This is a genomic window from Sporacetigenium mesophilum DSM 16796, from assembly GCF_059569055.1.
On record NZ_JCANUR010000009.1, the window covers coordinates 17,759 to 37,989 of the forward strand.

22 protein-coding genes are annotated in these 20,231 nt (G+C 28.8%); 2 read left to right on the forward strand and 20 right to left on the reverse strand.

All coding sequences use genetic code 11. From position 1 onward, the window contains the following. Positions 1-100: 100 nt before the first annotated feature. From nagZ to BS62_RS08675, 4 genes are all read right to left on the reverse strand, one after another. Positions 101-1,324, reverse strand: coding sequence for a beta-N-acetylhexosaminidase (nagZ, locus tag BS62_RS08660; protein WP_496490869.1), 1,224 nt, complete (start codon positions 1,322-1,324; stop codon positions 101-103). Between the two features lie 95 nt (positions 1,325-1,419). Then, entirely contained in the window at positions 1,420-2,148 is a 729-nt protein-coding gene (locus BS62_RS08665; protein WP_496490870.1) for a hypothetical protein, read from the reverse strand. After that, on the reverse strand, positions 2,141-2,839 hold the full coding sequence (locus BS62_RS08670; protein ID WP_496490871.1) for an ABC transporter ATP-binding protein: 699 nt from the start codon (positions 2,837-2,839) through the stop codon (positions 2,141-2,143). Before BS62_RS08670 ends, BS62_RS08665 begins: the two co-directional genes overlap by 8 nt. A gap of 1 nt (position 2,840) precedes the next feature. Then, positions 2,841-3,200, reverse strand: a complete 360-nt coding sequence (locus tag BS62_RS08675) for a GntR family transcriptional regulator (RefSeq protein WP_496490872.1) — start codon at positions 3,198-3,200, stop codon at positions 2,841-2,843. A gap of 207 nt (positions 3,201-3,407) precedes the next feature. Between BS62_RS08675 and BS62_RS08680 the strand changes: the two genes are divergently transcribed. Further along, positions 3,408-4,169, forward strand: coding sequence for a rhodanese-like domain-containing protein (locus BS62_RS08680; RefSeq protein ID WP_496490873.1), 762 nt, complete (start codon positions 3,408-3,410; stop codon positions 4,167-4,169). A gap of 79 nt (positions 4,170-4,248) precedes the next feature. On the opposite strand, the gene BS62_RS08685 is transcribed toward BS62_RS08680, so the two are convergent. From BS62_RS08685 to BS62_RS08760, 16 genes are all read right to left on the reverse strand, one after another. Then, the gene (locus tag BS62_RS08685) at positions 4,249-4,935 is read right to left on the reverse strand and encodes a TVP38/TMEM64 family protein (protein ID WP_496490874.1); all 687 of its coding nucleotides are present in this window, start codon (positions 4,933-4,935) and stop codon (positions 4,249-4,251) included. A 259-nt stretch (positions 4,936-5,194) separates the two neighbouring features. Continuing rightward, the gene (locus tag BS62_RS08690) at positions 5,195-6,361 is read right to left on the reverse strand and encodes a (Fe-S)-binding protein (RefSeq protein ID WP_496490875.1); all 1,167 of its coding nucleotides are present in this window, start codon (positions 6,359-6,361) and stop codon (positions 5,195-5,197) included. A gap of 57 nt (positions 6,362-6,418) precedes the next feature. After that, entirely contained in the window at positions 6,419-7,069 is a 651-nt protein-coding gene (locus tag BS62_RS08695) for a TVP38/TMEM64 family protein (RefSeq protein ID WP_496490876.1), read from the reverse strand. Positions 7,070-7,128: 59 nt separating this feature from the next. Further along, positions 7,129-8,322 (reverse strand): TVP38/TMEM64 family protein, encoded by a 1,194-nt coding sequence (locus BS62_RS08700; RefSeq protein ID WP_496490877.1) that lies wholly within the window; start codon positions 8,320-8,322, stop codon positions 7,129-7,131. Positions 8,323-8,382: 60 nt separating this feature from the next. Beyond that, positions 8,383-9,087 (reverse strand): YdjY domain-containing protein, encoded by a 705-nt coding sequence (locus BS62_RS08705; protein WP_496490878.1) that lies wholly within the window; start codon positions 9,085-9,087, stop codon positions 8,383-8,385. Between the two features lie 147 nt (positions 9,088-9,234). Further along, a complete protein-coding gene (locus BS62_RS08710; RefSeq protein ID WP_496490966.1) occupies positions 9,235-9,663 on the reverse strand; it encodes a C-GCAxxG-C-C family protein in 429 nt (142 codons plus the stop codon). 82 nt (positions 9,664-9,745) lie between these two features. Continuing rightward, complete coding sequence (locus BS62_RS08715) at positions 9,746-10,714, reverse strand: sulfurtransferase (protein WP_496490879.1); 969 nt, start codon at positions 10,712-10,714, stop codon at positions 9,746-9,748. Between the two features lie 34 nt (positions 10,715-10,748). Next, the gene (locus BS62_RS08720; protein WP_496490880.1) at positions 10,749-11,897 is read right to left on the reverse strand and encodes a (Fe-S)-binding protein; all 1,149 of its coding nucleotides are present in this window, start codon (positions 11,895-11,897) and stop codon (positions 10,749-10,751) included. A gap of 181 nt (positions 11,898-12,078) precedes the next feature. Next, positions 12,079-12,831, reverse strand: a complete 753-nt coding sequence (locus BS62_RS08725) for an exodeoxyribonuclease III (RefSeq protein ID WP_496490881.1) — start codon at positions 12,829-12,831, stop codon at positions 12,079-12,081. A gap of 12 nt (positions 12,832-12,843) precedes the next feature. Beyond that, positions 12,844-13,845, reverse strand: coding sequence for a phosphotransferase (locus BS62_RS08730; RefSeq protein ID WP_496490882.1), 1,002 nt, complete (start codon positions 13,843-13,845; stop codon positions 12,844-12,846). Then, positions 13,820-14,530 (reverse strand): TIGR04282 family arsenosugar biosynthesis glycosyltransferase, encoded by a 711-nt coding sequence (locus BS62_RS08735; protein ID WP_496490883.1) that lies wholly within the window; start codon positions 14,528-14,530, stop codon positions 13,820-13,822. Before BS62_RS08735 ends, BS62_RS08730 begins: the two co-directional genes overlap by 26 nt. Continuing rightward, on the reverse strand, positions 14,530-15,204 hold the full coding sequence (locus BS62_RS08740) for a TIGR04283 family arsenosugar biosynthesis glycosyltransferase (protein ID WP_496490884.1): 675 nt from the start codon (positions 15,202-15,204) through the stop codon (positions 14,530-14,532). Before BS62_RS08740 ends, BS62_RS08735 begins: the two co-directional genes overlap by 1 nt. Before the next feature lie 9 nt (positions 15,205-15,213). Then, the gene (locus BS62_RS08745; protein ID WP_496490885.1) at positions 15,214-16,236 is read right to left on the reverse strand and encodes an ABC transporter ATP-binding protein; all 1,023 of its coding nucleotides are present in this window, start codon (positions 16,234-16,236) and stop codon (positions 15,214-15,216) included. Between the two features lie 31 nt (positions 16,237-16,267). After that, a complete protein-coding gene (locus tag BS62_RS08750; RefSeq protein WP_496490886.1) occupies positions 16,268-17,062 on the reverse strand; it encodes an ABC transporter permease in 795 nt (264 codons plus the stop codon). Positions 17,063-17,070: 8 nt separating this feature from the next. Continuing rightward, on the reverse strand, positions 17,071-17,934 hold the full coding sequence (locus tag BS62_RS08755) for an ABC transporter permease (protein WP_496490887.1): 864 nt from the start codon (positions 17,932-17,934) through the stop codon (positions 17,071-17,073). 1 nt (position 17,935) lies between these two features. After that, complete coding sequence (locus tag BS62_RS08760) at positions 17,936-19,147, reverse strand: ABC transporter substrate-binding protein (protein ID WP_496490888.1); 1,212 nt, start codon at positions 19,145-19,147, stop codon at positions 17,936-17,938. Between the two features lie 159 nt (positions 19,148-19,306). Between BS62_RS08760 and BS62_RS08765 the strand changes: the two genes are divergently transcribed. Continuing rightward, positions 19,307-20,167: a nucleoside hydrolase gene (locus BS62_RS08765; RefSeq protein WP_496490889.1), complete on the forward strand. Its 861-nt coding sequence runs from the start codon at positions 19,307-19,309 to the stop codon at positions 20,165-20,167. Positions 20,168-20,231: the final 64 nt, after the last annotated feature.

Here is a 20,231-nt window from a genome sequence, read left to right on the forward strand (position 1 = left end):
ACTTTTTTAACATTTTTAACATTTTATAATAAATTTAACATTAACTTAACATTTTTCAACATAAAAAAAGATATGCTATATTAACATATCTTTTTTATGTTTATTTATTTGTGTAAGTGTCCAAAACTTTATTTATATTATAATTTATATTATCTACATCTACTGAGTTTATTATTTCACCATTTATATTATATTTGTCTTTTAACTTTAAAATTCTATACACACTTTCATTTATTCTTTCTTCTGGAATTTCTCCATCTTTTACTGCCTGTATAAGACTATTTATGGCATTAATTTGATTATCATTGTTATGACAAACTAATATAATATCAGACCCAGCATTTACAGATTTTATAGCTGCATCATTTATACTATAATTTTTTAAAATAGCACCCATAGTCATATCATCAGTTATTACAACTCCATCAAAATTTAAATCATCTCTTAATATATCACTTATTACATTCTTGGACATGGAAGCTGGATAATTAGAATCTAATTTTGTCATTAATATATGCGCAACCATTACTACATCCGCTTCATTTTTTATTGCATTTTTGAATGGAACAAGTTCAACTTCCTTTAATCTATCTAAATCATTGTCTATAGAAGGCAATCCTATATGAGAATCTACTGATGTATCTCCATGACCTGGAAAATGCTTTACAACAGGAATAACGCCTTTATTTTTAATACCTTTCATTGTTGCAATCCCTAAATCACTTACAGTATTAGGATCACTTCCAAATGATCTATTACCTATTACAGGGTTGTTTGGGTTTGTATTTACATCTAATACTGGTGCAAAATCCATATTTATTCCAAATGCATTTAATTGCATAGCTAAAACATTACCTATTTCATAAGAATAATCTTTATTGTTTAATTTTCCTATTTCTCTATTTGTAGGAAGATTTTTAAACTCATCTGGAACTCTGCTAACTTTTCCACCTTCTTCGTCTATAGATATAAATAAAGGTATATTATTATTTGAATTATTTTCTTTCAGAGAGTTTACTAGATTAAGTAACTGTCCTGTATCTTTTACATTTTTCTTAAATAAAATAAATCCACCTACTTTTTTATTTTGTATCATATCTACAGTATTTTCATCTACATTATAACTATCAAGGCCTACTATTACCATTTGGCCTATTTTTTCTTCTAACGTCATTGTTTTTATATTTTCCTTTATTGGGTCTACTACAGGTCTTTCTTTTTCAGCTTCATTATTAGGTTGTTTGTCATCTGCAACATTACACCCTACTATAAGTAGTAATATTGATATTAATGATATTATTAACATATAATATTTTTTGCCCACATTATCCCCCCTATTTTTATAATCAATAGTATTATTATATTCTAAATTCAACAAAAAAAATACTCCACTATAAATGAAGTATTTTGTAATTACTTTTATAAATTTATTTTCTTATCTAGTAAATATCCTGTAGCTGTAAATAGTATAGCAGCCATAATTAGATTTAATAAAATATAAATGCTAGGTATTTTATTAAGTTCCATAACAAACATATCAGTTGGAAACTTTAAAAATAACCCACTTATATATGCAGTAACATTTGATATTATAATAAAGAATATAAATGACAATAACTTGCCATATCTTACATTAGAAAATATACTTTTTGTCAAAGCCATAGATAAGTATACTGTAAGTAAAAAAATTATATATCCAATTAAAATTAATAATAATCCTTTAAACATCTCAGGTATATATTCAGTAGGAATTGCACTATATAAAGATATTTGAGGGAATTTATTTGCTAACATTTGATAATCTATAAATCCAAATAACCCCACTAGTAATAATATCCCTAAACATTCAGCTATAATAGCCGATAATTTTCCTACTAAAATTTCATATCCAGTTAAAGGAGTTAAAAATAAAAATTGGCCTTCTTCTGTAAATAAATTTGTATACATTCTTCTTATATGATCAACACCTAAAATTACAGCCATTGCAAATGCTGACATAAATAAAATGAATGTAAACATCGATGGCTCGCTACTATCTTCTGTAAGTATTCTTCTCATAATATCTATATTTAATATTATGGCAACTGCTATTGCCCCTAAGAAAAACTTCCATCTACTCATCCAATCATATTTGATTATCTTAAACATCTTTATAAACCTCCCTATATATCTCATCTATAGACATACTTCTTTCTACCCTTAAATCCTCTGCATTTCCCTTTAATGCTACAGTCCCTTTATCAATAAATATTGCCTCATCTATTATAGTCTCTAATTCTTTTACCAAATGACTTGAAATTATTATAGTGCTTTCATCATCACAAATATTAAGTATTGACTCCATAATCTTTTCTCTAGATATAGGGTCAATTCCATTTAACGGTTCATCTAATACATATAATTTTGCATTCCTAGAAAAAGTTAAACTAAGTCTTAATCTCCCTAACATACCAGTTGATAAATCTGATATTTTTTGCTTTATATTAATTCCCATAAAATCTATCATTTCAATAGCTTTGTTTTTATCAAAATCACTGTACATATCTTCGTAGTATTTTATACACTGCTCTATTTTCATCCATTTTGGAATATTATTGCTTGTTGGCATATATGAAACTATTTTCTTAGTGTTAGTTCCAATTTTTTCATTGTTAATTTCAATACTACCGCTAGTTGGATAACTAAGACCTGATATCATCTTCATAAGTGTTGTTTTTCCACTTCCATTGGGTCCTAATAGTCCGTATATTTTTCCTTGTTCTATAGATAAACTTAAATTATCTAAGGCTTTTTTATTTATATATTTTTTTGTTATATTTTTAGCTTCTAATAATTCCATATTAGTCCTCCTTTAAGTATTTATTAACATAGTTTAATATTTTTTCATTTGAATACCCTAGTTCCTTCATCCCATTTGTAAAGCTTTCTAAAAGTCCATTTGCTAAGTCACTTTTTATATTTTGTATAACTTCTTCATCTTCAGTTATAAAAGAACCTATTCCTCTTTGTGTATAAGTAACTCCCTCTCTCTCTAGTTCTTGATACACTCTTTGCATTGTATTTACATTAACTTTTAAATCAGCTGCCATACTTCTAACAGAAGGTAATTTTTCTCCTTTATTTATTTTTTCTAATATAATATCTTTCTTTATTTTATCTATGATTTGTAGATAAATAGGAATTCTAGTATTAAATTCCATATAATCACCTCCTCAGTTACACTGTTATATTTACATAGTACACTATTATTATGTTCATGTCAATTAATATTGATACTTATATATAGAAAAATAAAATAACAAATCAGAACTCTATAGATAAGTCCAATCATAAAAACAATATTATGTAATGTATACTGGAATTAGGTTTAGATAATACATTTTAGGGAAATTTGGAGGAAGAAAATAATGAAGATAAGTTTCAAAATGACTACTATATTTGCAGTAGGTGTGTTATCAATGTCATTGATGATTGGTTGTTCAGCAAAACAAGAAGAGGCTAAAAAAACAAATACTACAGAATCAGTAGAAACAGTAAAATCATCAGAAATAAAAACTATGACAGGAGAAGAACTTGTAAAACAAAATTCTGGAAAAGAAAAAGATAAGTTTTTAATTATAGATGTGCGCTCTCCTGAAGAATATAAGGAAGGCCATATTCAAAATGCTATTAATATGAATGTTGATAGTTTGGAAGATAGACTTGATGAGATTGAAGATTTAAAAGAATCTCCAATTATAACTTACTGTAACTCAGGCAAAAAAAGTGGACAAGTTGCAGAAATTCTAGTGAATAATGGATTTAAAGATGTAACTAATGCTGAAGGTGTAAAAAATTTCAAATATGATTTAGTTAAGTACTCTGATGTAAGAGGAGCTACTTTCCAAAAGCTTATAGATGAAAATACTGATATAGTTTTAGTGGATGTTAGAGAGGAAAAACAAGCTGAAGACGAAGGAATGATTGAGGGAGCTATAAATATTCCACTTAATACTATAGAAGCGAACCTTGATAAATTACCAAAGGACAAAACTATAGCTTTATACTGCAATTCTGGTACTAAGAGTAGTGAAGTTGCTAAGAAATTAGAAAGACTAGGTTATACAAATGTAGTAAATTCTATTGATGGTGTAAAAGAATATAAATTTACATTAGAAGAGTGTTGTTAAGAAATAAAAAGGGATTGTTTCAATTGAAACAATCCCTTTTGGTTGTTTAATATTTTAAAGTTTTCTAAATGTATTAGTATTATTTCTTGTTTTTTTCGTTCCAAATCTTTTTAAGCAAGAATGCCATTACACTTACTGAGAATAATATTAAAAGTCCAGTTACAAAAGTTTTAACTCCTCCTACTAACATACCTCCAACATAAGAGTACACTATTGTAGCAGGTAACTGTCCTAGACCTGTTGCCCAGAAAAATGACCAAAAGCTCATTGATGTTAATCCAGCTGCATAGCTCACTAAATCAAAAGACATGAACGGTAGTAATCTTGCTATAAGTATTGCATACTTTCCATATTTATCAAAGAACTTATCTATACCATCTAATGCAAACTTACTTGTAAGCTTCTCTACAGCTGTTCTTCCGTAAAATCTCGCAATATAAAAACAAAGTATAGAACCTGCCATAGCACTAGTCCATGAAAGTATCGCCCCATTTACCCATCCAAAAAGTCCAGCATTTGCAAATGTAAGTAAAAATGCTGGTAATGGTGCTGCAATAGATTGAAATACCATTAACAAAAATGAAATAATAGGTGCCCACATACCAAAAGATAATATATATTCCTTTATAACTTCTACATCAACTTTACTAAACAAAGAAACTATTTCATTAATACCATTGTTAACAGGTTTAACAAAAAAGTATACAAGTACTGCAGCTACTGCTATTCCTATTTTAACAATAGTCGATTTTTTTATATTTTTCATAAATTTTTACCCTCCTAATACTACATAAATATCTAATTTCTTATATTAAATATTTTTGCTATATTTTCAATATAAAATATAGAAATTACACCAATTAATAATAACATAAGAATTAAAGTATTTATAGTTGTAAAGTATGTATATGTCGTTTAAATTCCCTATCTAATAATAGAAGTAGGTAATGTTTAGATTCTATCAGAACCTAGTAAAGAAAAAATTATTCCAATTAGCCCTATATTTACTCTTATCTATGTGAATTTTAACGAATTTTCGCGTTGTTTATTTTTCTTTTTTTTATCTCTTGTTTAGAAGCATATCTGTTCATCCAGCTTATTAAAACATTTCCTGGAGATTCTGGCCACTGAGATTTAGAGTTGTATTGTTCGCCAAATATTAAATCCAGTATATGAACTGATTTCTTACCTCCTCTTTCCATTGCTTCTTTGCAAGAAGCACAGTAAGTTACCATGTAATCAGATTTAACTTCTTCTGTTACCCTATTCATTACCCTTTGAGCTAATTCTGGATTAGCTGGAACTATCATACCCCCAAAACCACAGCACTTAGTATTTTCTCTTGAATAACGTAGTTCTTCAACTTCATATTCTAACTCATTCATTATCCATCTTATACCGTCATGGATACTACTTACTTCCCTTGTTGGACATGCATCGTGTATAGCAATAGTAATATCACTACCTTTACCTTTTCCTTTAGCACCTTCTGGAAGTCCTATTTCAGGTAGTATTTGCCATAATGATCTAACCTTTTGGTTAGGACTATTTTCACTTATAATATTATAACAATTTTGACAAGCAACTATTATTTCATCTGCATCTAATTTATCTATTTCAGCTTGTAAATCAGCATATCTTTCTTTAAAAAGTTCAGTTTGTCCTATTGCCTTTGTTGGTTTTCCACAACATTTAAGTATTGCAGATGTTCCTGGATAAACACTTTGCAAATAATCAAGTATTTGTCCTACTGCCTTTGGATTGTATGATGGCAGTGAACATCCAGGTATAAATACCCTTTTAATGTCTGTTTCTCTTTTGTCTGTCACTGCTGTGTTAAACACTTTAGAAAAACTCAATGTTTGATGCATATCTATTGCTTTATGTCCTGACATTGGTGATTTTCCATTATTTGCTTTAGTTATTTCTTTTCTCATATCCATAAATGCTTCACCAATCTTAAGATCTTTTGGACATGTTATTGTACATTGTTTACACATATTACATGAAAATGGTATTTTAGGGTCAACGTTCCCTTCTTTATCTAATATATCTTTAAATAAGTGCTTTGGTGATGAACAAAAATCATTTAACATCACACATTCCTTCATACAAAGTTTACAATCAATACATTCATCTGCTATGCTTTGTATATCCTCTATTGTTTTGTTTGGATATATAATTTTTTTCATAACTACCCTCTATTAATATCACTATTCTTCAGTTTATTTGTTAAATATTTTTATAATTTATTTCTTTTTAGACACCATCTTACCTAATAGTATCGATCCTACAGTAAGTAATATCACTAGAACTATAGAAATTATAAATTCTGGAGACTTTATATCTAATATCTTATCTCCTACATTTAGGAATATTACTGTCCCTGGCAAAATTCCTATAATTGTGGCAATAGTATATTTACTAAAAGTTATGTTAGTAAGTCCAGATGCATAGTTGATTACATTGTATGGCATTGCTGGTATTAACCTACATATAAATACAATTAGAAAACTTTCCTTTTCTTCTGCCTGCATAAATTTATCCCACCATTTTTTCGGCATCTTTTCTTCAAGGTACTTATTTACCATATCTCTTGCCAACACTTTAGCCATCCAAAACATCAATGAACTATTAAGTGCTGCTCCAATTAAAGTATATAGTGTACCTGTCCAAAGGCCAAATGAAAGACCTCCTGCCAATGCCAATATAGGAACTGGAAAGAAAAATACTGGCAGTATAACCCATACAATAATATATGCAATCGGCGCTAGAGTACCAAATCCAGTTATCCAATCACGAATAGACGCGGCAGTAATATTGGATAAAAACATCTTATATATTAGAAAAAAAGCTATTGTCAATACTATAATGAGAAGTTGTTTTAGTCGTTTTGACATATATTCCATATCCTTTCTTAAATATAGAAACCTGATGTAATATACATCAGGTTTCTTTTTTATTGTTCATTTATTTCTTCTTTTTTCTTACCTTTATGCTTATCGTTATATACTTTTTTTGCAATACCTATTACCATTGATAAAGCAAATAATGTTAATAATCCTACAAACAATTTCTGAGCTCCACCTGTAAGTGTTCCTCCAACGTATGAATACACAATTGTCGCCGGTAATTGACCTAAACCTGTTGCTATAAAGAATGGCCAAAATCTCATATTAGTAAGACCAGCAGCATAACTTACAAAGTCAAATGAAACAAATGGTAAAAGTCTACAGATTAATATTGTATAATTTCCATATCTTTCGAAGAAAACATCTACAGTTGCCATTGCACCTTTGCTAGTAATCTTTTCAACAGCATCTCGACCAAGTACTCTCGCTATAAAGAAACATAGTGCAGCCCCTGCCATAGCAGATGACCAAGATAATATTGCCCCTTGCCACCATCCAAATATAGCTGCATTTGAAAGAGTAATTAGGAAAGCTGGGATTGGTGCAGCAATTGATTGAAGAACCATAAGAATAAATGATACTACGGCAGCTAATTTACCATATGATCTCAAATAATTAATTACTACTTCTGTATCTAGCTTAGATATTGTACTAAAGGCATGGTTTAAGCCATTATTAAGAGACGGAATTGTAAAGTATAAAGCCATAAAAATTGCTATACCTACAATTGCAATAAGTCTTCCTAATCTTCTCTTTTTCTTAATTTTTGCAAGTTCTTCTTCATCTATTTCTTCTCTTAAATCTTTTAATTTTAATTCATTTTCTTTTAAAATTTTTCTTTCTTCCTTAGTATATTCCTTTTGGTATTTTCCAACAGTAAGTACAATATATAGATTTATTAGATTTACTACTATTGCACATACAATAAAAATAGGCATTATCTCTGATACAGGATTTGTAATTAATAGTGTTTCTCTTGTAATATAAAAGAATTGTTGTAGTCTTCCTGTAAATAAAGCTATTAGTATAGCTGATAATTCAATTATATAAAATGAATACTTCCAATCTAGTCTTTTCTTAGCAATACCGACCATAAGTCCAAAGCCTGTAAAGATATACATTACTAACCCCAGTCCTACCATCATTTCATATGCTACACTAAAGAACAATAACATACTTAAAAGAAAGCCTAGTGCTATACCTGTAGTAGTATAATAAAATAACAATCTTAGTTTTTTCATCAATTAACCTCCTAATTCATTTTGTATGAAAAGCCATACAAAGCTAAATCTTAATCTAAATTATTTGGCAATTGAATATACTGTAGCTACATAAGTTCCGTCTTCTGGAAGCACATCTTGATTTGCAGTAAATTTAACTTCTTGAGTTTTTTCTACTACACCATTAGCATAAGTAGAGTTAGATATTATACCAACTGGGCAGCTATCAAGACAAGATAAACATCCAGTTTTCTTAGCTTTAGCTCTATCTAAATTTCCACCAAATTTGAAGGCTATCTTACCTCCAGTGCTATCTTTAATAACTTCATTAACATCATATTCCTTATCAGCACCATTCCAAGTAACCTTTAAATCAAGTGCTGTACCTTCAACTTTAGTAGTTGAAGCATTATCAGGAGTCATATTATTTCCTGGCTCAGCTCCGATTTCTATAAGTGCATTATAGAAGTCTTCTGGAGCTGCATATGCAGTAAATACAGACTTAGCTCCATTACTTCCATCCTTAAATACTGAAGCATGACGAGTTGTTTCTGTAAAATATTTACCATTTACTTGAGTAAGTACAGTTATAGTACCAGCTTCTTTATCAACTTTTATAGGATTTTCTAGTGATACACCAGCTACTTTATCAGATGCTTCTACTTTTTCTTCTTGTTTTGGAGCACTAGTTGAGTCCCCTCCATCATTTTTAGGGCTACATCCAACAAATCCTACCATACTAACACATAATACTGCTGCAATCATTGCTTTTTTCTTAAAGTTCATTACCTGTTCCTCCCTATTAAACTATTCTCTTATAAGTTAATCCTACTTTAGTTTAAATGAAATTTAGTTTTCTTTCAAATAGGAAAAATCTATAGATATTTGTCGAGGTATAGGGAAAACCTATCGTGGTATGTTATTAAAAAAAGACTATAGATTTTCTAGAATTTCAACAGCAGTTCTGACAGCATTCGGACAATAACTGAATAAAAGTCCTTTCTCCATAATTACTTTTTTATCCTCTTCCTTGCTCAAATCATAACCTAACATCTCTCTACATACTTCTGATTTATGGATAGCTTTGAATTTCTCATCAAATTCTTTAATTTTTGCTATTGTAGTACTTTTCTTTTCACCATCGCCTTCTATACAGTGTCCATATCTTAGCCCAATGACAACATAGGAACCTAACACTGCCCCACATGTTTCTGATTTGAAAGTTCCTGCCCCAAAGGTTGCAGATATTTTTCTTGCCATTTCCTTACTTATTCCAAACTCATTAGCAAAATAGCTAACAACTACTTGTCCACAGTCAAAACCTTTTTTAAACTCTTCTACTATAAATTCATTTGTTATCATGTTGTACACCCTCTAAACCATAATTATCTAAATGGCAATTAAAAAATTTGGGTTTGTTATAAAACGAACCCAAATTTTTTAATTACTTTACTTCTCCTGTTACAAGAGGAAGATCTTTGTTATAACTCCACTCTATCCAAGAACCATCAAAGTTCTTAACATTTTCATATCCTAATAGCTCAGTTAATACGAAAGTAGTATGAGCTGATCTAACACCGGATTGACAGTATACTATTATATTCTTGTCTTTAGTTATTCCCATTTCTTCATACATTTTCTTTAATTCATCTGCATTTTTGAAAGACATATCTTCAGCTATTGCTTGCTTGTATTCTAACCAAGTTGAATTAGGTATTCTACCTTTTCTAAATGCACCTTTCTTTAAATCTTTACCTGTTGCTTCTTCTATAGATCTAGCATCTAATATTATAGTGTTTTCGTCTTCAAGCGCTACCTTAACTTCATCTAATGTAGCTAACTTAGAGTTATCTGTTTCTTCTGGGAACTTAAATTCTTTAGCATTTACTTCAGTGCCTTTAAGTGTTGTTTCAAATCCATCAGCTTTCCATCCATCTATTCCACCATCTATTAACTTAACATTTTCATATCCATACATATCTAGCATCCACCAGAATCTAGCTGCGTCTAGATCTCCTGCGTTATCGTATAATAATATTGTTGTTTTGTTATCTGCACCTATTTTTTCACCTAGTAATTTTTCAACTTGTTCTTTTGGTGCAGCCATTCCTTCTACTTCTGCATTTGCATTTTCATAATCAGGTCTCCATATATTAACTGATCCTTCAATATGACCTAATGCATAATCAACATCTTTTCTTATATCTACAGCTACAACATTTTCACCTTTATCAAGTAATGCTTTAGCATCTTTAGGACTTATTATGTTGTCACTTTGAACGTATTGTTCGTATTTAGTTACTTGCTTAGTTACTTCTTTTTCTTCCTTTACTTGTGTTGATGAACATCCAACAACCCCTAATGATAATACACTTGCTAAACCTAAAATCACAAGTCTTTTTCTTAACGTCATTTTTATTTCCTCCCAAGTTGTTTTTATTATTTATTTATTTCTTTCTTTTTTTCATTTCTTTTTTTGAAGCATATCTATTCATCCAGCTTATTAAAGGACTTCCTGGACTTTCTGGCCACTCAGATTGTGAGTTATATTGTTCTCCAAATATTAAGTCTAATATGTGCACTGACTTCTTACCCCCTCTTGCCATTGCATCTTTACAAGAAGCACAGTAAGTTACCATATAATCAGACTTAACCTCCTCTGTTACTCTATTCATTACTCTTTGTGCTAAGTCTGGATTAGCTGGAGCTATCATGCCTCCAAAACCGCAACACTTAGTGTTTTCTCTTGAGTAACGAAGTTCTTCAACTTCATATCCTAATTCATCCATTATCCATCTAATACCATAGTGGATACTGCTTACTTCCCTTGTTGGACATGCATCATGTATAGCAATAGTAATATCACTACCTTTACCTTTTCCCTTAGCCCCTTCAGGAAGTCCTATGTCAGGTAATATTTGCCATAATGATCTAACTCTTTGATTTGGGCTATTTTCAGTTATTATGTTATAACAATTTTGACATGCAACTATTACTTCATCAGCTTCTAGTATATCTATTTCAGATTGTAAATCAGAATATCTTTCTTCAAAAAGCTTAGTTTGCCCTAATGCTTTAGTTGGCTTTCCACAACACTTAAGTATTGCAGATGTTCCTGGGTAAACACTTTGTAAGTATTCAAGTATTTGACCTACTAACTTTGGATTGTATGAAGGTAGCGCACATCCTGGTACAAATACTCTTTTTATATCAGTTTTTCTTTTATCAGGAACTGAAGTATTAAACATTTTAGAAAAACTTAATTTTTGATGCATATCTACAGCTTTATGTCCTGACATTGGTGATTTACCATTATTTGTCTTAGTCATTTCTTTTCTCATGTCCATAAATGCTTCACCAAGTTTAAGATCCTTTGGACATACTATTGTACATTGTTTACACATATTACATGAAAATGGTATTTTAGGATCAACGTTTCCTTCTTTATCTAATATATCTTGAAATAAAGGCTTTGGAGATGTGCAAAAATCATTTAACATTACACATTCTTTCATACAAAGCTTGCAATTTATACATTCATCGGCTATTTCTTTTATTTTATCTATTAATTTTTGGGGATATATTATTTTTTCCATAGTTAGCACCTCAATTTATGTCAATGTCATTCAGTTTATATGTTAAGCATTTTTAGGTAAATATTTTTAATTCCCTAATTCTTATCAACTTACTAGGAATTATGTATTTTTATTATATATTGATAACAAATTAAAATCAATACTTTTTTGCACAAAAAAATAAGAGCCTAATAATAAGCTCTTATTTTATAACTAGTTCAACTGGGCAGTGGTCTGAACCATATATATGAGTATGAATATCTGCACTTACAAGTCTATCTTTAAGTTTTTCTGAAACAACAAAATAATCTATACGCCACCCTGCATTGTTTGCCCTTGCATTAAATCTATAACTCCACCAAGAATATACGCCTTCTTTGTCTGGATTAAAATATCTATATGTATCTATAAATCCTAAATCTAAAAGCTCTGTAAATTTATTTCTTTCTTCATCTGTAAATCCTGCATTTTTTTTATTATTTTTAGGATTTTTAAGATCTATTTCCTTGTGTGCTACATTTAAATCACCACACATTATTACAGGTTTATTTTTGTCTAATTCTTTTAGATAACTTCTAAAGTCATCTTCCCAGCTCATTCTATAATCAAGTCTAGCTAGTGCCGATTGTGAATTTGGAGTATATACAGTTACAAAATAAAAATCATCAAATTCTAAAGTTATAACTCTGCCTTCTTTGTCGTGTTCTTCCTTATTTATTCCATAAGTGACATTAATAGGTTTTGTTTTTGTAAATATAGCTGTACCTGAGTATCCTTTTTTCTGAGCATAATTCCAATACTGATGATATCCATCTAATTCTAAATTTATTTGCCCTTCTTGTAGTTTACTTTCTTGAATACAAAATATATCAGCATCTACTTCTTTAAAGTAATCTAAAAAATTCTTACCTACACAAGCTCTAATTCCATTAACATTCCATGATATTAACTTCATATTTATCTCCTTTTAACCTATATAAGATTTTAATGTTTTTTTCATAAAGTCTATGTCTAAATATTCTTTTATTTTATTATAGGTATCCATATTTTTTATATCTTTATTAGGATCTTGATATTCTAAATATGCACCAGCACACCAAGCTAAGGCTCTTAAATACAAATAAGGATTGTACATATCTACCCTTTCTCTTATGTTTTTATCTTCGCCTATATTTTCTATGTATGATTTATAAAATTCATTTATTTCATAATCATTTAGTATATAATTCTGTTTCCACAGGGTAGTTGTAATTGCTAAGAATTGAGTTATGTCTTGACATGGATCACTTATAACAGGCTTTTCCCAATCTATTAAATAACTATTGTCTCCTATTATAAAGTTATGAGAATTTACTTCAGTGTTATTTATAACGTGCCACTTATTTTCTATAAAGTATTTTTCAATATGCTTATTTTTTTCACAGTAATTTATAAGTTTATAAAACAAATCTTTAAGTTCATGTTCTACTAAATTTGATTTAAAAAAGTCTTTTAACCATCTATTGCCTTCTTTTATTCTATCGCTTAATATATTGCTTTCTACTATAAAGTTATCATTATTGATTTTAGATACATCCAGTGAGTGAATACATCCAAATATTTTTCCAGCTTTACTCATATCCTTATTGTATTCAAGGGGTCTTCCATATAAAAATTCCATTATTAATATTCCATAGTCAAAATAACTTTTAGTATCATCTAAATAATAAGTTTTAGGAGTTACCTTACTTATTTCTAAACTTTTCAAAGCATCGTATTCATATTTAATTTGATTTTCTAATTCTAACTGACTTTTGGTGTTTACTCTAAATACATACTTTTTTTCATTGTCATCTATAGTAAAGTTAATATTGTATTCCCCTTGAGCTAAAAAATCTACATTAAAATCTCTTTTTATATTAAGTTTGTTTGTTAAGTCATAATCATATATATAATTTTTTATTTTATCTTTCAATGTATCTTTTAGCATACTCAGTTCCTTTCTCACGGCTTAGTATGAATTTTGCTGTATTTACAGGCATTATCTTGTTTTTGAATTTATTATTACATATTTCATTAAATAAGTGCATTAAGTCTTCCTTAGTATCTATGTCTACTAATTTATCTGTAAGTCCTACTTTTATATTGTTCTTATTACATATATCCAAAGTTCCTTCTAGTACAGTTTTGTATCCCCACCTTAAGTTGTTGTCAAATATTAAATCTATTGAGCTTTTCATACCTACAAGATAATATCCTCCATCTAAAGTAGGACCTAGACATAAATCATTATAGTCTAACTTTTCAAAGGCATTTATTATATTTTCTGGTTGTATATGTGGAATATCACATCCCATTAATAAAACTTTATTATAGTTTTTAGATAGTACATGTTTTAGGGCATTTGACATTCTATCTCCTAGATTATCTCCATACTGAGGGAAACAATTTATATAATCTGGTATTATGCCATCTATAATTTCAAATGGGTCTTCAGGTGTATAGGTTAGATATATATCTATATCATCTTTTATATAATTAAGAACATAAAATACATCTTTTAAAAAACACATGTGTATTTGTGCACACTCTAATCCACTTAATGCACTCATAAGCCTAGTTTTTGTCTTTCCCTCAACAGGGATTCTAGTCATAAGTATTAATGCATTTTTCATCATCTAGCCTCCCTGTATATTTTGACTAATTCCTTAGGCGATACTCCTAATGTATATAATATCTTAAGTTTATGCATAAGTAACAAAGTTTTTAGTTCTCCACCTTTTTTAAATCTTCTTGCCGATGTTCCTATTGGTGTATTTATAAGACATGTTCTTCCTTGCTTTTTTATTCTAAGGCTAAATTCCCAATCCTCCATTATTTCTATCTCTGGGAAGCCTCCTAATTTTTCAAAAACATCTTTTCTTGCAAATATTCCTTGATCTCCGTATATAAGTTTTAAAAACTTACCTCTCATATTTGATGTAACTTGTACAAACTTCATAAAATTTGTATTTAAGTCGTAAAAATATAAATGAAATCCTCCACCTACATATCCTTTATCTATTGCATTTTCTATATGCATTAACGAATTTTTTTGGATTATAGAGTCAGAATGAACAAACCATAGTATGTTTCCCTTTGCTATTTTTGCTCCAGCATTCATTTGAAACGATCTTCCCTGTTGAGACTTTACAACCTTTGCATATTTACTTGCTTCTATTACAGTATTATCATTACTCCCACCATCTACTACTATTAGTTCTTTATCTCCAATTAAGTTTTTTAAATTTTCTATAGTATTTGCAATTGTTTTTTCTTCATTTAAGGTAGGTATTATAATAGATATCATATAATCTCCTTATAAATTAAAATAAACAGCATTTTCAAAATCTATTTCAATTTTTACTTGGTCTCCTATATTGTAACTGTTATTTACAGAACTTATCTTTAAATTGTTATTTCTCACATCTACATTATAATAAATTCTATCTCCAGCATATTTCTTCTTAGTGACTATACCTAAAACAATAGATTCATGGCTTAAAGAATACATACTTATTCTTTCTGGAGATACCATAACATTTACATCACTATTTTCATTGTAATTTACTTTAAATTTTCCTAAATCCGTTTTTAATATATTGTTCTGTATCTTGCCTTTTATATAATTTTTTTCACCAAAAAAGTTGGCAACTTCAATTGATTCTGGTTTTTCATAAATATCATTTGGAGTCCCAAACTGTTTTATCTTCCCATCTATCATTATAGCTACTTTGTCAGACATTATAAGTGCTTCTTCTTTATCATGTGTTACAAGAATTGTAGTTATATTTAATTTTCTTTGTATATCAAGGACAAACTCTCTCATATTGTCTCTAAGTCTTATATCTAAATTTGAAAATGGTTCATCAAGAAGTAATACCTTAGGATTTATTACAAGGGATCTTGCTATTGCAACTCTTTGCTTTTGTCCTCCAGATAACTCCGATGGATACTTTTTTTCATATCCATTTAATTTAACCAATTCTATAATTTTATTTACTTTTTCTTTTCTAATATGTTTGTTTTCTTTTCTCATTTTCAAACCAAAATCTATATTATCATAAATATTCATATGAGGAAATAACAGATAATCTTGAAATACTATTACTGCATCTCTTTTTTCTGTACGTATATTCAATATGGAGTTGTTGTTAAAAAGTATATCTCCTCCATCTGGATTAATAAGTCCTGATATAAGTTTTAAAGTTGTACTTTTGCCACATCCAGAAGGCCCAAGTAGTGATATAAGTTTGCCTTCTTCAATTGTCAAATTTATATTATCTAAAACATTTCTTCCGTCAAAGTTCTTAGACAAATTTACAAGTTTTACTTCAGACATAATATTCTCCTTGATTAAAAAATTCCTAATTTTATATAAAAAATGTCTTATTATTTGTTTTGTAATATTTCTTAATACTACTTTCTAAAATTATGAGAACTATTAAGCTAACCAATAAAAATACAATACTGTATAAAGAAGCTATAGTTCTATCTCCACTTTGTATGTATGGAAACATAAGCATTGGGTAAGTTATTACGCTTCCTCCACCTATTAAAAAAGTTAAAAAGTACTGCCCAAAAGCTATAATAAAACACATACTAGCTGCAGATATTATTCCTGGAGCTATAAGAGGTAGAGTTATATATATAAATGTGTTTATACTATCTGCACCTAATACCTTTGCTTGCATTTCAAGTTTATCACCTACTATTTCATAAACATCAGCAAGTATTCTAACAGCATATGGTATACATGGCAATAAATTTACAAGTACAACACCTAAAATAGTATTTGCAATTCCCATTTGTATGAATACTATATGAATTCCCATAGCCACAGATATTGTTGGAACTATTATAGGAGACAATACTAAAAGTTCAAAAAACTTTTTTCCTTTGAAATTATAAAGTCCAAAAGCCTTTCCTGCTGGAATACTTATAATAACACTTATAAAAGATATTATTAAAGAAAGTAATATACTAGTGTTTAATGCCTTTAAGTTATCTATTGTAAATAAGAATTCAAATCCTCTTAAAGAATATTCCTTTGGAAGTATATTAGGCCAAGGCCAAGAGTTAGTAAAACTCCATATTATTAAAGTTAATAATGGAAATATTAATATAAACAAAGTTGTATTTATAACTATATTATTAAATTTTTTCATTTTATCACCTATAGCCTATATTTATACAGCTTTTCAAATACTTTATTGTATAACATTAAAAGTAAAAAGCATATTAAAGTTAAAATAATATTTATAACCATTGCATAAGGCCTTTGAGATAAATCTGTACTTGAGTATTGTATGTAAGCTTCTACAGGTAATAGTTTTGGAGCTGTAGGTCCTATAAGGAAAGGTACTTCAAATGACCCAAAGGTAAATGCAAATATTATTATAAATGAAGATAGTATTGTAGGCATTGAAAGTGGAAGTAATACATAAAAGAATGACTGAAATTTATTTGCACCTAAGTTTATAGCAACTTCTTCTAATTTATCATTTACATTCGAAAATATATTGTAAACCATAAGTACAACAAAAGGTATTTCCTTCCAAAGATATGTTAACATTATACCTATTCCGTGCTTGTCTAGTACCATGGACATAAATTGCTCTGGTTCTTTTATAATCCCAATATTATATAGAACTCTAGGAAACAATCCACTTTGTGAAAATATATTATATACAAGAAGAACTACAACTATATGAGGTACTATAATAGGAAGCCTAATAAAGGCTTCCTTTAATTTTTTAAATTTATTATCTTTTAAAAGTAAATAGGATGTTGTCACTCCAATAATAATAGATAAAACAGAAGATATAAAAGAAACTTTTAATGTAAATCCAAGTGATTCTAAAAAGTATTTATCTCTTAAAACTTCTTTATAATAGTCTAGTGTTATAGTTGTCATTCCTATTGCTGGAAAATATCCAAAACTTTGGAATATACAAAGTGTTATTCCTATAGTAAATATACTAAGCAATATAATTAATACTGGTGTTAGTAATATATATGGCTTTAATTTTTCACTCAATTTATTCACCCTTTGCTACTTGCTCCATCCATATTTGCTCTATTATTGGCACTAAATTAGCTGGTAATTCTGGAACAGCATTTGGTATAACTATGGTCTCGCTGAATTTCTTTTTATCATTATCACTTAACTTACTCATATCTAAAACTGGAGCATCTCCCCAGTTTTCTGAATGGCTCTTTGAAGCTTGTGCATCTATACTTTCTAAGAAATCTATAAGTACTAATGCAGCATACTTGTTAGGAGAATTAAATGGTATAGCCATAAAGTGAGTATTACTTAAATTCCCCTTATCAAATTCAACTATTTTTGTAGCCTTTGGAAACTCTCCGTCATTTATTCTTCCACGTAGTGAATTTGGTGTATAAGTCATTGAAAATGCAACCTCACCATCTGAATACATATTGTCAAGTTGTGAACTTGTAGAAGGATACGATTTTCCTTCTTTCCATAAATAAGGCTTTAATTCATTTAAATAGTCCATAGCAGGTTGTATTGCTGCTTTTACCTTTTCTTTATCTGCTGGTAGGTCTTTAATATTTTCATATCCAACTACATCGTATATTATATTTCTTACAAATGCACTTCCTGTAAAATCAGGAAGGGCTGGATAGGTGAACTTTCCTGGATTTGCCTTTGCTATTTCTAGTAATTTCTTATGATTTGTTGGCGCTTCATTTATTTTAGAACTGTCGTAAATTACAGTAAATTGAGCTTTACCATAAGATGCTTCCATTTTGTCAACAGGTGTACCAAAGTCATTATTTATAGCTGGTGAAGATTTATCAATATATTTTTCCATGTTAGGAAGTTTGTCTGTAAAAGGTCCAAATAAAAGTTCGTTTTTCTTTGCTACTTCAAAATTTTCACCATTTATCCAAAGTACATCCATATTTCCCTTTGCGTTTTTTACTTGCTTTTCAGATAAAAGTTTGTTTACAAATTCTTGAGCATCCATTCCAACGTTTTTTACTGTTATATCGTACTTATCTTTCATTTCCTTTGCTACATATGTATTTATCCATTTGTTTATTTTTTCGTCTCCACCCCATCCATAATAGGTTACAGTAGTTCCTTTTGCTTTTTCAAGTATAGTTTCCCAATCTTCGTTTAGTATCTGTTCATTATTTGCTTGTATATTTTGTTTATTTCCACAACCAGTTAGACCAATTACTATAAGTAATGTCATTAAAATAGAAATAATTTTTTTCATATATTACTCCTTTCATAAGTCATTTACATATCATTCCTTATATCATATATATCATATTTACATAATATAAGTAAACATGGCATTTTTATATTTTGTAATTTTTTGTTGAATTATATATACTTATATCACATACTTATTTTTACCTAAGGAGGTTTACTTATGCATAAAGTTGTATTTGACTGCGACAATACTATGGGAATTTACGGATGTGATGTAGATGACGGTTTAACACTATTATATTTACTTGGAAGAAATGATATTGATATTTTAGGGGTTACTACTACATATGGAAACAATGAATTAGAAACTGTTTATGAAAATACAAAAAATATGTTTAATGAACTTAATATAAACCACACTCCACTATTAAAGGGAGCATTAAATACTGAAAATAGAAATAGCGAAGCTGCTGATTTTTTAGTTGAAATTGTTAATAAATATCCAAATAATATAACTATACTTGCAACAGGCTCTTTGACAAACTTATTAGGAGCATATAATTTAGATAATAGTTTTTTTAATAAAGTAAAAGAAATTGTTTTAATGGGTGGAGTAACAAAGCCCCTTATTATTAACAACAAACCTTTAGCTGAACTTAACTTTTCTTGTGATCCAGAAGCTTCACATAAAGTATTCAATTCAGGATGTAAAGTTACCATATTAAATGCCCATATATGTCTTCAAGCCTTTTTTGGAAGAAATGAATATGAAAGATTAACTAAAAATGACTTACCTATATATAAATATATAACTTCTAAAACTTATAAATGGTTTGAATTTATAATGGATAAGTTTGGTATTGATGGCTTTCATAACTGGGATATAGTAGCAAGTGTATATATGACAAATCCAGATTTATTTGAAGATAATTTTATAGATATAAATTCTACAGTAGATGATTTAAAAAGTGGATTTATTGTAAATACAAAAAATCCTAATTCAAATATAAATATGCCTACACTAATAAAAGATGTTGATAAGTTTAATAACATAATATTTGAAGCTTGGGGTAATGTATAAAAAATAACTAACCTTTCATATTTTATAAATATACTTTAAAATATAATTATAGACTTATGTCTAG

Coding starts and splice junctions, on each gene's coding strand:
- BS62_RS08665 (WP_496490870.1), bottom strand. CDS start 2,148: ATGTTTAAGATAATCAAATATGATTGGATGAGTAGATGGAAGTTTTTC.
- BS62_RS08670 (WP_496490871.1), bottom strand. CDS start 2,839: ATGGAATTATTAGAAGCTAAAAATATAACAAAAAAATATATAAATAAA.
- BS62_RS08675 (WP_496490872.1), bottom strand. CDS start 3,200: ATGGAATTTAATACTAGAATTCCTATTTATCTACAAATCATAGATAAA.
- BS62_RS08680 (WP_496490873.1), top strand. CDS start 3,408: ATGAAGATAAGTTTCAAAATGACTACTATATTTGCAGTAGGTGTGTTA.
- BS62_RS08685 (WP_496490874.1), bottom strand. CDS start 4,935: ATGAAAAATATAAAAAAATCGACTATTGTTAAAATAGGAATAGCAGTA.
- BS62_RS08690 (WP_496490875.1), bottom strand. CDS start 6,361: ATGAAAAAAATTATATATCCAAACAAAACAATAGAGGATATACAAAGC.
- BS62_RS08695 (WP_496490876.1), bottom strand. CDS start 7,069: ATGTCAAAACGACTAAAACAACTTCTCATTATAGTATTGACAATAGCT.
- BS62_RS08700 (WP_496490877.1), bottom strand. CDS start 8,322: ATGAAAAAACTAAGATTGTTATTTTATTATACTACTACAGGTATAGCA.
- BS62_RS08705 (WP_496490878.1), bottom strand. CDS start 9,087: ATGAACTTTAAGAAAAAAGCAATGATTGCAGCAGTATTATGTGTTAGT.
- BS62_RS08710 (WP_496490966.1), bottom strand. CDS start 9,663: ATGATAACAAATGAATTTATAGTAGAAGAGTTTAAAAAAGGTTTTGAC.
- BS62_RS08715 (WP_496490879.1), bottom strand. CDS start 10,714: ATGACGTTAAGAAAAAGACTTGTGATTTTAGGTTTAGCAAGTGTATTA.
- BS62_RS08720 (WP_496490880.1), bottom strand. CDS start 11,897: ATGGAAAAAATAATATATCCCCAAAAATTAATAGATAAAATAAAAGAA.
- BS62_RS08725 (WP_496490881.1), bottom strand. CDS start 12,831: ATGAAGTTAATATCATGGAATGTTAATGGAATTAGAGCTTGTGTAGGT.
- BS62_RS08730 (WP_496490882.1), bottom strand. CDS start 13,845: ATGCTAAAAGATACATTGAAAGATAAAATAAAAAATTATATATATGAT.
- BS62_RS08735 (WP_496490883.1), bottom strand. CDS start 14,530: ATGAAAAATGCATTAATACTTATGACTAGAATCCCTGTTGAGGGAAAG.
- BS62_RS08740 (WP_496490884.1), bottom strand. CDS start 15,204: ATGATATCTATTATAATACCTACCTTAAATGAAGAAAAAACAATTGCA.
- BS62_RS08745 (WP_496490885.1), bottom strand. CDS start 16,236: ATGTCTGAAGTAAAACTTGTAAATTTGTCTAAGAACTTTGACGGAAGA.
- BS62_RS08750 (WP_496490886.1), bottom strand. CDS start 17,062: ATGAAAAAATTTAATAATATAGTTATAAATACAACTTTGTTTATATTA.
- BS62_RS08760 (WP_496490888.1), bottom strand. CDS start 19,147: ATGAAAAAAATTATTTCTATTTTAATGACATTACTTATAGTAATTGGT.
- BS62_RS08765 (WP_496490889.1), top strand. CDS start 19,307: ATGCATAAAGTTGTATTTGACTGCGACAATACTATGGGAATTTACGGA.